This window comes from Micrococcus sp. ACRRV, assembly GCF_022346985.1.
Lineage (GTDB): Bacteria > Actinomycetota > Actinomycetes > Actinomycetales > Micrococcaceae > Micrococcus > Micrococcus porci.
The window spans coordinates 1-13,166 of record NZ_JAKRNH010000012.1; the positions used below are offsets into that span (position 1 = coordinate 1).

Here is a 13,166-nt window from a genome sequence, read left to right on the forward strand (position 1 = left end):
GTCCCGGGGCGGGGTCTGCGCGATGGCGTCCATCCGACCATCCTAGGAACCGCGCCCTCTCCCGGACGCCGCCCCGTCACGCGAGGGCCCCGTCGACCCACACGTGCCCGGCGGGCGCGGCCACGGCCGAGCCCGACGTGATCCGGGCGACCGCGGACGCCAGGGCGGAGTGCCCGTCCGGGACGTCGGGGACGGCCAGGTCGATCACGGCCTGGGGGCCGTCCCAGCGGACGCCGTCGAGGGACGCCCCCGTCAGTTCCAGCTCATGCGCCCAGCGTCCGGCCTCGCCGTGCGGCGCGGCCAGCTCGTAGCGGGCCCGCCGCGTGCGGGGGACGAGCGGGGCGGCGTCCAGGGCCCGGCTGACGGCGTCCGAGTACGCCCGGACGAGGCCGCCCGCCCCGAGCTTCACCCCGCCGAACCAGCGCACGACGACGGCGGTCACGTCTGTCAGGTCGGTCGCCCCGCCGCCGGTGTCGCGGAGGGAGAGGGCCTCGAGCATGGGGACGCCCGCAGTGCCCGCGGGCTCACCGTCGTCGTTGGAGCGCATGCGCCGCCGGCCGGGACCGAGGATCCACGCGCTGCAGACGTGCCGGGCGTCATGGTGGCGGCGGCGCAGGGTCGCCACCACGGCGCGGGCCGCCTCCTCGTCGGGCGTGCGGGCGAGCACCGCCAGGAACCGGCTGCGGCGGACCTCCTCCTCGTGGACCACCCAGCCGTCCTCGGCCAGGGCGCCGGCGGCCAGGACGGTGCAGGCCACCGGGCCGCCGGCGGGGGGAGCGGGGGAGTCCATGCCGTCCAGCGTAGGCCGCGGAGGAGACGGAGGGACCGTCAAGTGTTCACCCCCGGTGAAATCAGCCCTAGGGTCGTCGGCCGTGCCCTCCGTGCACCAGATCCGGGTGCCGACCCTTTGGACCGGCGGCCCCGGGTGCCGACGACACCCATCCCCTCGCATGAACTCACTCCACACCCGCGTCCACGATGCCCTCGGGCTCCGCACCAGCCCCGCCATCTTCTTCACCTCCGCGGCCGTGATCGTCCTCTTCACCGCGGCCATGGGCCTGTTCCCGGGCCCCGTCCAGGAGGTGTTCGGCGTGGTGGCCGGCTGGCTGCGCTACGACATCGGCTGGTTCTACACCCTCAGCGCCACCCTGCTGGCCCTGTTCGCGGTGCTGCTGGCCTGCAGCCGCTACGGCCGCATCAAGCTCGGCGATGACGACGCCACCCCCGAGTACACGGGCGTCGCCTGGTTCGGCATGATGTTCGCCGCCGGCGTCGGCGCCGTCATCATGTTCTGGGGCATCGCCGAGCCGATGAACCACTACGCCAACCCGCCGATGCCCGGCACGGAGCCGTTCTCCGACCAGGCCGCCCTGCAGGCCATGGACATCGCGAACTTCCACTTCACGATCCACATGTGGGCCATCCTCCTGGTCCCCGGCCTGTGCTTCGGGTACTTCACTTACAAGCGCAAGCTGCCGCCGCGCGTGTCCTCCGCGTTCCAGCCGCTGCTGGGCGACCGGATCCACGGGCCGATCGGCAAGGCGATCGACGTGATCTCCGTCGTGTCCACCGTGTTCGGCCTCGCCGTCTCGACCGGCCTGGGCGCCCTGCAGATCAACGCGGGCATGAACTACGTCCTCGGGACCCCCGTGGCCGGCTGGGTGCAGGCCCTGATCCTGGCCGTGATCACCGCCGCGGGCGTGTGCTCCGTCCTGGCGGGCATGGACAGCGGCGTGAAGCGCCTGTCCTACATCAACATCGTGGTCGCCGTGGCCCTGATGCTGTTCGTGCTGATGTTCTCGATCTCCACCAACGACGTGCTGCGCGGCACCGTGCAGTCCGTCGGATCGTTCGTGGGCCACCTGCCCGTGCTCTCCACGTTCAACGACGTGTTCGGCTCGGGCCGCTGGTCCGGAGACTGGACGGTGTTCTACTGGGCGTGGACCGTGACCTGGGCGCCGTTCGTCGGCATGTTCGTCGCGAAGATCTCCCGGGGCCGCACCATCCGCGAGTTCGTGACGGCAGGCCTGGGGCTGCCCTCGATCTTCACCATGATCTGGATGGGGATCTACGGCTACTCCGCCTTCCAGGCCGACCGGGCCACCGCCGCCGGGCCGGGCCAGGGCGGCGACCTCACGCGCACCATCGTGGAGGAGGGCAACGTGCAGGCGGCGCTGTTCCAGCACCTGCAGGGCATGCCCCTCTACCTCCCGGTGGCGATCGTCGCCCTGGTCGTGATCACCCTGTTCTTCGTCACCTCCATCGACTCCGGAGCCCTCGTCATGGACGCCATGGCCAACGGCCACGAGGACCCGGCCCCGCGCCGCCAGGGCGTGTTCTGGGCGATCTCCATCGGCGCGGTCTGCGCCGCGATCATCATCACGGCGGGCGAGAACGGCCTGGACGCGCTCCAGGAGGTCATCATCGTGATCGGCTTCCCCGTGATGCTGCTGACCCTCGTACAGGCGGCCATGCTCCTGCAGGCGCTGCGCGAGGACGCCGGCGCCGCCCGCCCGATCCGCACCCGTCAGTGGAAGCAGGTCCTGCCCGCGGAGGAGTACCACCGCCGCGCGCAGGAGGACGGCGTGGACATCCAGGAGTACGTCATCCGCCCCGAGTTCGAGCCGGGCACCGAGCCCGAGTTCGACACCCACACCCCCAACACGTGGCATCAGCAGCGCACCGTGGCCCAGCGGGCGCTGCTCACCCTGGGCCTCACCGGCGGCATGGCCTCCGGGCGCACCGCGGTGGGCGAGGAGCTAGAGCGGCTCGGCGCCGTCGTCGTGGAGTTCGACGACCTGCTGGACGAACTCCTCGTGCCCGGCGCCCCGGTGCTCGACGAGGTCCGCGAGGTCTTCGGCGACGACGTCGTGCGCGCCGACGGGACGCTGGACGCGCGCGCGATGAACGCGCTGATCGACGCCTCCGAGGCGGCCCGCTCCCGGTTCTACGAGATCGTCTCCCCGCTGGTGCGCGCCGAGGCCGACGCGCGGGCCAAGGCCATCGGCGACGACGCCGTGCTCGTGGTGGACCTCGCCCTGCTCGCGGAGACCGGCAGCGCCCGGGACTTCGACCAGGTGCTGGCCGTCTCCGCGCCCGCCGAGGTGCGCGTGCAGCGCCTCGTCGACGAGCGTCACGTCACCCGGGAGCGCGCCTGGGCACTGCTCGACGAGGGCGCCCAGGACGACGAGCGTGCGGCGATCGCGGACACCGTCATCGAGAACGGCGGCACCCGCGAGGAGCTGCGCGCCGCCGTCGAGGCGTACTGGGCGGAGAAGGTGGCCCCCTCCGTGGAGGCCGCACGCATCGCCGGCGGCGTCGGCTGACGCCTGCCGCCCCCGCCTTCCGTGCCGACAGCGGGCGGCCGTCCCCTCGGGGGCGGCCGCCCGCGGCGCGTCCGGGTCCGTCGCCGGACGCGCGATCGAGGCATACTGGCAGGACCATCCGCCCCCGCAGCACCGGAGGAACCATGACCGACGCCGTCACCGACGTGACCCTGCGCCCCCGCCTCCACGTGGGGCTGACCGGAGGGATCGCCGCGGGCAAGTCCGCCGTGGCCGCCGAGCTGGAGCGCTGCGGCGCCCTGCTGGTGGACTCCGACGCCCTCGCCCGGCTGGTGCTCGAGCCCGGCACCGAGGGTCTGGCGGCCGTCCAGGACGCGTTCGGCGACCGGGTGATCGCGGCCGACGGCTCCCTGGACCGGGCCGCGCTGGCGCAGATCGTGTTCGCCGACCCCGCCGCCCGCCAGCGCCTCAACGGGATCGTGCACCCGCGGGTGCGCCGCATGGCCCGCGAGATCGTGGCGCAGGCCGGGCCGGACGCCGTCGTCGTCCAGGACGTGCCACTGCTGGTGGAGACCGGCCAGGCCGACGCCTTCGACCTAGTGATCGTGGTCGAGGCCCCCGCCGAGGAGCGGATCCGGCGCATGGTGGAGGACCGCGGGATGACCCGCGAGGACGCTCTCGCCCGCATGGCGGCGCAGGCCACGGACGAGGAGCGGGCGGCGGTGGCCGACGTCGTCATCGTCAACGACGGCGACCTGGACCGGCTCCGCGAGATCACCCGTCGCGTGTGGGAGGGGATGGCCGCATGAGCCTGGCCAAGCAGATCAACCGCGTCGTCGCGCCCTTCGAGGTCGTCTCCCCGTATCAGCCCTCGGGCGACCAGCCCACCGCCATCGCGGAGATCGCCGAGCGGGTGCAGGCGGGGGAGAAGGACGTGGTGCTCATGGGCGCCACGGGCACCGGCAAGTCCGCCACCACGGCGTGGGTCATCGAGCAGCTGCAGCGCCCCACCCTCGTGATGGTGCAGAACAAGACCCTCGCCGCGCAGCTGGCCAACGAGTTCCGCGAGCTGCTGCCGAACAACGCGGTCGAGTACTTCGTGTCCTACTACGACTACTACCAGCCGGAGGCGTACGTCCCGCAGACGGACACCTTCATCGAGAAGGACTCCTCCATCAACGAGGAGGTCGAGCGCCTCCGCCACTCGGCCACGAACGCGCTGCTGACCCGGCGCGACGTCGTGGTGGTGGCCACCGTGTCCTGCATCTACGGCCTCGGCACGCCCGAGGAGTACATCGCGCAGATGGTCACCCTGCGCCGCGGCCAGGAGATGGACCGGGACGCGCTGCTGCGGCGGTTCGTGCAGATGCAGTACGTCCGCAACGACGTCGACTTCCACCGCGGCACGTTCCGCGTGCGCGGCGACACCGTGGAGATCATCCCCATGTACGAGGAGCTCGCCGTGCGGATCGAGTTCTTCGGCGACGAGGTGGAGTCCATCCAGACCCTGCACCCGCTCACCGGCCAGGTGGTCCGCGAGGAGGAGGAGATGTACATCTTTCCGGCCTCGCACTACGTGGCCGGCGACGAGCGCATGGGCCGCGCGATCGCCACGATCGAGGACGAGCTGCGCGAGCGGCTGCAGGAACTCGAGTCCCAGGACAAGCTGCTGGAGGCCCAGCGGCTGCGCATGCGCACCACCTACGACCTCGAGATGATGCAGCAGATGGGATACTGCAACGGCATCGAGAACTACTCCCGGCACATCGACGGCCGCCCCGCCGGCTCGGCCCCGCACTGCCTCCTGGACTACTTCCCGGACGACTTCCTGCTGGTGGTGGACGAGTCCCACGTGACCATCCCGCAGATCGGCGCGATGTACGAGGGCGACATGTCCCGCAAGCGCACCCTCGTGGAGCACGGCTTCCGCCTGCCCTCCGCCATGGACAACCGGCCGCTCAAGTGGGACGAGTTCCTCGAGCGGATCGGCCAGACCGTGTACCTCTCCGCCACCCCGGGCCAGTACGAGCTGTCCCAGGCGGACGGCGTCGTCGAGCAGATCATCCGCCCCACCGGCCTCGTGGACCCCACGGTGGTGGTCAAGCCCACGCAGGGCCAGATCGACGACCTGCTCGAGCAGATCCGGACCCGCACAGAGAAGGACGAGCGCGTCCTGGTGACGACGCTGACCAAGCGCATGGCCGAGGACCTCACCGAGTACCTGCTGGAGGCGGGGGTGAAGGTGGAGTACCTCCACTCGGACGTGGACACCCTGCGCCGCGTCGAGCTGCTGCGCGAGCTGCGCAAGGGCACCTTCGACGTCCTCGTGGGCATCAACCTGCTGCGCGAGGGCCTGGACCTGCCCGAGGTGTCGCTGGTGTCCATCCTCGACGCGGACAAGGAGGGCTTCCTGCGCTCCACCACGTCGCTGATCCAGACCATCGGCCGCGCCGCCCGCAACGTCTCCGGCGAGGTGCACATGTACGCGGACCGGGTCACCGACTCCATGCGGCGGGCGATCGAGGAGACCGAGCGCCGTCGCGAGGTCCAGATCCGCTACAACGCGGAGCACGGGATCGACCCGCAGCCGCTGCGCAAGAAGATCGCGGACATCACCGACGCCTTGGCCCGCGAGGACGCGGACAGTGCCGACTTCCTCAAGGGCATGGGTGGGGTGAAGGCGGGCTTCGACTACGGCATGGGCCACCGCGGGCTGGGGTCGCTGGACCACGAGCCGCCCGCGGGCGAGGTCCCCTCCGGCTCGCCGGCCGTCGACCCGGCCGCGCTGCCCGCCAAGGACCTGGCGCAGCTCATCGAGCAGATGTCCGCCCAGATGCACCAGGCGGCGGCCGACCTCCAGTTCGAGCTGGCCGCGCGCCTCCGCGACGAGATCGGCGACCTCAAGAAGGAGCTGCGGCAGATGAAGCGCGAGCAGTGAACCGCCGCCGGCACGGGTCCACGAAAAACCTGATAATCGCCGATTATCAGTGATCGTGTAACGTCGATCCCATGAGCCTCACCGACGAGGGCCCCGTGCGCGGGACCGCCGTGATCGCCGACATCGTCGGATCCCGGGGTCTGCGCGACCGCGCCGCCGCCCAGGAGGCGATCCTCGCGGCCTTCGCGGCGGCCGAGGAGGCCGTCCCGGCCCGGATCCCGGCGTGGGCCACGGTGGGGGACGAGTTCCAGGCCCTGCACGCGGACTGGGCCGTCGCCGTGCGCGCCACCCTGCGCGTGGCGGTGGCCCTGCCGGAGGGCGTCGAGCTGCGCTTCGGGCTCGGGGACGGCGTCCACCGCGAGGTCGCGGGCGCCGCCGACGACGACGGCCGGCCCATCCTCGACGGCTCGGCCTGGCACCGCGCTCGGGAGGCCCTCGAGGCCGCCGAGCACCGGACGCGCGGCCTCGCCGGCGCGTACCGCGGCCCCGACGCGGACCTGACCGCCGCGGTGGACGGCCAGCTCCTGGTCCGGGACCACGTGCTGCGCCGGCTCAAGGCCCGGGAACGCCGGATCGCCGCCGCGCTGCTGGCCGGGCGCACCCAGGCGGAGACCGCCACCGCCGAGCGCATCACGCAGGGCGCCGTGTCCCAGGCCGTCGCCCGCTCGGGCGTGCGCGAGCTGCTAGCCCTCGACGCCGCGCTCGGCGCGCTGCCCGGCGCCGGGCGGGGAGCGAAGGCGACTGCCGAGGAGGACCGTCCGTGACCGCCCTGACCCTGCTCGCCCTGGGCCTGCGCGACCTGCTCGCCGTGACCCCCGGCCGCACCTCGCGTCATCCGTGGCTTGCGCTGCTGGCCGCCGTCGGCGCCGTGCTCATCGGCGGCGTCGTCCTGGCCGGCGGGGCGGCGTCGGCGGCCGAGACGCTGTCGGCCGTGGCCCTGGCCCTCGGCGCGGTGCTCGCCTGGCACGCCCTCGCCCGCGCCGGCTCCCCGCACCTGCGGGTGGGCGCGCTCGGCGGGGTGGTCGGCCTCGCGGTGGCCGAGCACACCGGCGCCCTCACGGTGGCGCACGGCCCCGTGGGCATGGCCCTCCTCGGCGCCGGACTCGTGCTCGTGGAGACGGCGAACGTCGTCACACGCGACGTCCTCCGCCTGGCCGGACGCCCCTCCACGGACGACGTCCACGACGCGGACGACGACGGCGAGGGGTTGCGCGGCGGCCGGTTCATCGGGCCGATGGAGCGCCTGCTCATGGCCGTACTGGGCCTCATGGCGGCGTGGCAGGTGGTGGCCGCGATCATGGCCGCCAAGGGCATCGTGCGCTTCCCCGAGATCTCGAAGGACGCCCGCGCCGGGGACGCGAAGGGCGGGCCCATGGGTGCCAGCGCGGAGGAGTTCCTCGTCGGGTCGCTGGCGAGCTGGACGCTCGCCGCGGGCGCCGGCCTCGTCGTCCACCTGGCCCTGGCCGGCGGCTGAGGCGCGACCCACCCGGGAGGCCGCACGGGGCAGCCGGTAGAGTGGCCCCGTGACGTAGGGGAGTATCCCGAACACTGTGGACGTCAGCACGCCGCCGCACCGCCCCTCCGGGGAGGCCCGGGTGGCCGGACACAGCGGCCGGGCCGCGCATGCGCGGCGGGCGGAGAGACTTGCGGACCAGATCAGCCATGCGGCGGCCCCGGCCCGCCCCTGACGGAAAGGACCGTGCCCTTCGATGGACGTCCTCACCCCGGCATTCGAGACCACCACGCTGGTGGTCCTGGGTGTCATCCTCCTGTTCGACCTGCTCTACGTGCTCAAGCGGCCCCACGAGCCCTCCATGAAGGAGGCCGGTCTGTGGATCGGCTTCTACGTCACGCTCGCATTGATCTTCGCGGGCCTGCTGTACGTCCTCGGCGACGCCCAGCACGGCACCGAGTTCCTGGCCGGCTGGGTCACCGAGTACAGCCTGTCCGTGGACAACCTGTTCGTGTTCCTCATCATCATGGCCAAGTTCCAGGTGCCCCGCCGGTACCAGCAGGAGGTCCTGATGGTGGGCATCGTCATCGCGCTCGTCGCGCGCGCGATCTTCATCGCGATCGGCGCGGTGGCCATCGAGCACCTCACCTGGGTCTTCTACATCTTCGGCGTGTTCCTGCTCTGGACCGCCTGGCACCAGCTCCAGGACGACGACGACGGCGAGGAGGCCGAGCCCGGCATCGTCGGCAGGCTGACGCGCCGCCTCAACGTGGCCGAGGACTTCGACGGCAACAAGCTGCGCACCACCGTGGACGGCAAGCGCATGTTCACCCCGATGGTGGTCGTGTTCATCACCATCGGCCTCACCGACGTGATGTTCGCCGTCGACTCGATCCCGGCGATCTTCGGCCTGACCCAGAACTGGTTCATCGTCCTGACGGCGAACATCTTCGCGCTCATGGGCCTGCGCCAGCTCTACTTCCTGCTCGGCGGCCTCATGGACCGCCTCGTGTACCTCAAGCACGGCCTCGCGTTCATCCTCGCGTTCATCGGCGTGAAGCTGATCCTCCACGCCCTGCATGAGAACGAGCTGCCCTTCATCAACGGCGGCAACCCGGTCCCGGTGCCGGAGATCTCGACCTTCCTCTCGCTGGCCGTCATCCTCGGCACGCTGGTGGTCGCCACCGTCGCCTCGCTCGTCTGGGGCAAGGCCGCGGACGAGGGCGACGCCCGCCGCGCCGAGAGCGCCACGCGCATGAAGCAGGTCTCCGACGCCGCGCGTCGCGACGGCCGCTGACCCGCACCCCGCGACGACGACGGCGCCCGCACCTCCTCGAGGTGCGGGCGCCGTCGTCGGTCGGAGGGCCCGCTGTGCCGCGGTCCGGTGTGCCGCGGCGCAATTCGGGCGTCAGGCCCCGAGCATCCCCCGCAGCCGTCGGACGATGCCGGGGCCGTCGTCGGCGAGGCCGTCGTGGTGGAAGGCGTCGGTCTCCCAGACCTGCAGGCCCCTCACGCGCGCGGCGGTCTCGAGGGAGAGGTCGCGGTCCACGTAGACGTCGTCGGTGTAGACGGCGGCGGCCACGGGGACCTCGTTCGCCGCGAGCGCGTCGAGGTCGTAGAGCGCGCCCCAGTCGTCCTTGGCGGCGAGGAGCGCCGCCACACCGGCCAGGGCGCGCAGCTCCGGCTCGGTCTCGAAGGCCCACGGCAGCACGTGCTCGCCGGTGGGCACGGGGGCCGGATCGGCGGCGGGGGAGGAGTCGGGGTGCTCGGCCAGCACCCGCTGCGCGGACCACGCGGTCGCTCCACGGCCGTCCGTCAGTGCGGCGGGCTGCGCGTAGATCGCCTCGTGCAGCACCGCGTAGAGGGGGTTCACCGCGCGGGTGGTCTGGGCGGCCACGGCGGCCAGGAAGCCGGGGGAGAGCCGGGGCTCGCCGCCGGAGCGGTCCACGGCCTCGGCGAGCACCCAGTGCAGGCCGTCCACGCGGGTGTTCCCGCCGAGGAGCATGCCCAGCTGCTGCGCGCGGCCCACGGTGAGGGCCGTGCCGTCGGGGAGGACGTACGGGTCGCCGTCGTCCTGGGCGGCGCGGATGAGCGCGACGGCCTCCGCCCAGTGACCGGCGTCCTGCGGGTGCCGCTCCAGGAACTCCTGCCAGCGGGCGTGCATGCGGGCGGTGGTGGCCCGGTACACACGGTCCGCGTGCCCGGTCAGCGGGGCCAGCCCTCCGGTCACCAGGCAGCGCTCGAGGCCCTCGGCACGCCAGGAGAGGTAGCTCAGCGTGCAGAACCCGCCGAAGCTCTGCCCGAGGGTCGTCCACGGCGGCGCGCCGAGCGCCACGCGGATCATCTCGGCGTCCTGGACGATCTGCGGGGCGCGCAGGTGCGTGAGGTACGCGGCGCGCGCGGCGTCGTCGGGCAGGCCGGCGAGGGTGGCCGCCGTGACCGGCGTGGAGCGGGCCGTGCCGCGCTGGTCCAGGAGGAGGAGACGGTGGTGCTGCGCGAGCTCACACTGCCAGCCGCCCAGGCGGGCCGGGCGGGGACCGCCCGAGCCGGGGCCGCCCTGCAGGTACAGCAGCCAGGGACGCTCGCCCTCCGGGTCCTCCGGGTGGCGGACCTCGCGGGCGAAGACCTCGAGGGTGCCGCGGCCGCCTGGGCCGAGGCCGGTGCCGGCGGCGTCCTGGGCGAGCGCCTCCGCGAGGGTGAGGGCGTGGTCCACGGGCACGGTGAACCAGTGGTCCACGGCCACGGTGCCGTCGAAGAGGACGGTCCGCTCGCCCTCCCGGTGCGCGGCGGGGCCGACGGGGGCGAAGCCGCGGGGGTCGCCGGGGACGAACGCCGCGTCCCCCGTGCCCGTCCTGGTCACAGGTCCCACCCGGGCACGGGGGCGCCGACGGAGACGACACGGATCGCCGGGTGCCCGGCCTCGTCGGAGGCCTCCAGGTCCACGACGGCGTTGATGCCGTGGTCGTGGTCGCCGTCGTGGTCCTTGAGGACCTGCCGCACGGCCCACCAGCGGGACCCCTCGAGCTCCACGGGGCAGCGGGCCCCGGGGGCGGTGGCCACGCGGAAGAACTCCTGGCCGCGGGCGTCGGGGCCGTCGTCGATGTCCTCGTGCTCGTCGAAGTAGGCGTCGAGGGCGTCGGCCCAGTCGTCGGCGGAGAGGTCCCCGGAGAGCTCGGCGAGCCTCGCGTCCTGCTCGTCGCCGAACAGGCGCACGCGGTGGAACATCGCGTTGCGCACCATCACGCGGAACACGGCGGCGTTGTCCGTCAGGCGCGGCGGCGGGGTCGGCTCGAGGGACTCCAGGTCCCGGCGCAGCTCGGCGATGTCCCCGGACATGAGGTCCTCCCACTCCTCGAGCAGGGAGGAGTCGGTCTGCTTGACCATCTCGTCCAGCCAGTCCAGCAGCACCTGGAGGTCCTCGGTGCGGTCCTCCTGCGGGACGGTCTGGCGCAGGGCCTTCACGGCGTCGGTGAGGTAGCGCAGCAGCACGCCCTCGGAGCGGGCGAGGCCGTAGAACTGGACGTAGTCGCCGAATCCCATGGCGCGCTCGAACATGTCCCGCACCACGGACTTGGGGGAGAGCTCGAACTCGGCCAGCCACGGGGCGTCCTGGCGGTACCGCTCGAACGCCTGCTCCAGGAGCTCGGCGAGCGGCTGCGGGTGGGTGACCTCGTCGAGGGCGCGCATGCGGTCGCTGTAGTCCATGCCCTCGGCCTTCATGGCGGCCACGGCCTCGCCCTTGGCCTTCTTCACCTGGGCGGAAAGCACCTGTCGGGGCGCGTCCAGGGTCGCCTCGATGACGGAGACGACGTCGAGGTGGTGGTCCGGGGCGGCCGGGTCCAGCAGGTCCAGGGCGGCCAGCGCGAAGGGGGAGAGGGGCTGGTTCAGCGCGAAGTCGGGCTGCAGGTCCACGGTGAGGTCCACGGTGCGGCCCTCCGCGTCGGGCTCGGGGAGGACCTCGACGACGCCGGTGGCCAGCAGCTCCCGGAAGATCCCGAGGGCGCGGCGCATCAGCTGCGCCTGCCGGGCGGGGGTCTCGTGGGTGGCGCGCAGCAGCCGGCGCACGGCGAGCACGGGGTCCCCGGGCCGGTCCAGGATGTTCAGCAGCATGGAGTGGGTGATCCTCATGCGGGAGACCAGCGGCTCCGGCTCGGAGGCCACGAGCTTGTCGAAGGTGGCCGGGCCCCAGGAGACGAAGCCCTGCGGCGGCGTCTTCTTCTTGGACCCCTTGACGGACTGCTTCATGCGCTTGGCGCGCTCGGCCTCGTCCTTGATCCCGGCGAACTTGGCGGCGGCCTTCCGCTCGGCGGCCTTGTTCTCGATCACGTGCTCGGGGGCCTGCACCACGACGTAGCCCTGCGTGTCGAAGCCGGCGCGGCCGGCGCGTCCGGCGATCTGGTGGAACTCACGGGACTGCAGGATGCGGGTCTTCTCGCCGTCGAACTTGGACAGCGCGGTGAGCAGCACGGTGCGGATGGGCACGTTGATGCCGACGCCGAGGGTGTCCGTGCCGGAGATGACCTTGAGCAGGCCCTCCTGGGCGAGCTTCTCGACGAGGCGGCGGTACTTCGGGAGCATGCCGGCGTGGTGGACGCCGATGCCCGCCCGCACCAGCCGGTTGAGGGTCTTGCCGAAGCCGGCGGAGAAACGGAAGCCGGCGATCCGCTCCGCGATGGCCTCCTTCTCCTCCTTGGTCGTCACGGAGATCGAGGCCAGGCCCGCGGCGGTCTCCACGGCGTCCAGCTGGGAGAAGTGGACGATGTACACGGGTGCCTGGTGGGTGGAGACCAGCTCCTCCACCTTCTCCTGCAGGGGGACCTCGGACCATTCGAAGCTCAGGGGGATGGGGCGCTCTGCGTGCGCGACGACGGCGACCTCCCTCCCGGTGCGCTCGGCCAGGTCGCGCTCCAGCATGGAGGTGTCGCCGAGGGTGGCGGACATGAGGAGGAAGCGGGCCTGGGGCAGCTCCAGCAGCGGCAGCTGCCACGCCCAGCCGCGGGAGGGGTCCGCGTAGTAGTGGAACTCGTCCATCACCACGGTGCCGATCTCCATGCCGCTGCCCTCGCGGAGCGCGCGGTTGGCCAGGATCTCCGCGGTGCAGCAGATGATCGGCGCGTCCGCGTTCACCGACGAGTCGCCCGTGACCATGCCGACGTTCTCCGCGCCGAACACGTCCACGAGGGCGAAGAACTTCTCCGAGACCAGCGCCTTGATGGGCGCCGTGTAGTAGGAGACCTTCCCGTGGGCGAGGGCGTCGGCGTGCGCACCGAGCGCGACCAGCGACTTGCCGGAGCCGGTGGGGGTCGCCAGGATCACGTGCCGGCCCTGGACGAGCTCCAGCACCGCCTCCTCCTGGGCCGGGTAGAGCGAGATGCCGCGGTCCTCGGTCCAGGCCGCGAAGGCCCCGAAGACGTCGTCGGCGTCGGGGGAGGCGGGCAGGGCGTCCAGGCGGTCGGTGAGGGACGGCGGGTTCGTTGCGGAGGGAGTCATC

Annotated in this window: 9 protein-coding genes; 6 read left to right on the forward strand and 3 right to left on the reverse strand. The window is 72.6% G+C overall.

All coding sequences use genetic code 11. The annotated features are described in order from the left end of the window. Window positions 1–76: 76 nt before the first annotated feature. Window positions 77–790: a YigZ family protein gene (locus MHY29_RS02385; RefSeq protein ID WP_239238107.1), complete on the reverse strand. Its 714-nt coding sequence runs from the start codon at window positions 788–790 to the stop codon at window positions 77–79. Between the two features lie 160 nt (window positions 791–950). Here MHY29_RS02385 and coaE (MHY29_RS02390) point away from each other — a divergent pair, with 160 nt between their 5' ends. The 6 genes from coaE (MHY29_RS02390) to MHY29_RS02415 all read left to right on the forward strand — a co-directional run bounded on the left by coaE (MHY29_RS02390) (window position 951) and on the right by MHY29_RS02415 (window position 8,972). Continuing rightward, window positions 951–3,326 carry a dephospho-CoA kinase gene (gene coaE, locus MHY29_RS02390; protein ID WP_239238108.1) on the forward strand — a complete coding sequence of 792 codons (2,376 nt, stop codon included), beginning with the start codon at window positions 951–953 and terminating at the stop codon, window positions 3,324–3,326. A gap of 143 nt (window positions 3,327–3,469) precedes the next feature. Then, window positions 3,470–4,093, forward strand: coding sequence for a dephospho-CoA kinase (gene coaE / locus MHY29_RS02395; RefSeq protein WP_239238109.1), 624 nt, complete (start codon window positions 3,470–3,472; stop codon window positions 4,091–4,093). Then, a complete protein-coding gene (gene uvrB / locus MHY29_RS02400; protein WP_224354932.1) occupies window positions 4,090–6,222 on the forward strand; it encodes an excinuclease ABC subunit UvrB in 2,133 nt (710 codons plus the stop codon). The genes coaE (MHY29_RS02395) and uvrB overlap by 4 nt, the downstream gene beginning before the upstream one ends. A gap of 71 nt (window positions 6,223–6,293) precedes the next feature. Continuing rightward, on the forward strand, window positions 6,294–6,986 hold the full coding sequence (locus tag MHY29_RS02405; RefSeq protein ID WP_239238110.1) for a hypothetical protein: 693 nt from the start codon (window positions 6,294–6,296) through the stop codon (window positions 6,984–6,986). Further along, the gene (locus MHY29_RS02410; RefSeq protein ID WP_239238111.1) at window positions 6,983–7,696 is read left to right on the forward strand and encodes a hypothetical protein; all 714 of its coding nucleotides are present in this window, start codon (window positions 6,983–6,985) and stop codon (window positions 7,694–7,696) included. Before MHY29_RS02405 ends, MHY29_RS02410 begins: the two co-directional genes overlap by 4 nt. Window positions 7,697–7,931: 235 nt before the next feature. Then, a complete protein-coding gene (locus MHY29_RS02415; RefSeq protein ID WP_239238112.1) occupies window positions 7,932–8,972 on the forward strand; it encodes a TerC family protein in 1,041 nt (346 codons plus the stop codon). Between the two features lie 111 nt (window positions 8,973–9,083). On the opposite strand, the gene MHY29_RS02420 is transcribed toward MHY29_RS02415, so the two are convergent. Together MHY29_RS02420 and MHY29_RS02425 are read right to left on the reverse strand one after the other, a co-directional pair. Then, the gene (locus MHY29_RS02420) at window positions 9,084–10,535 is read right to left on the reverse strand and encodes an alpha/beta fold hydrolase (protein WP_239238113.1); all 1,452 of its coding nucleotides are present in this window, start codon (window positions 10,533–10,535) and stop codon (window positions 9,084–9,086) included. Continuing rightward, window positions 10,532–13,165 (reverse strand): RNA helicase, encoded by a 2,634-nt coding sequence (locus MHY29_RS02425; protein WP_239238114.1) that lies wholly within the window; start codon window positions 13,163–13,165, stop codon window positions 10,532–10,534. Before MHY29_RS02425 ends, MHY29_RS02420 begins: the two co-directional genes overlap by 4 nt. Window position 13,166 lies beyond the last annotated feature (1 nt).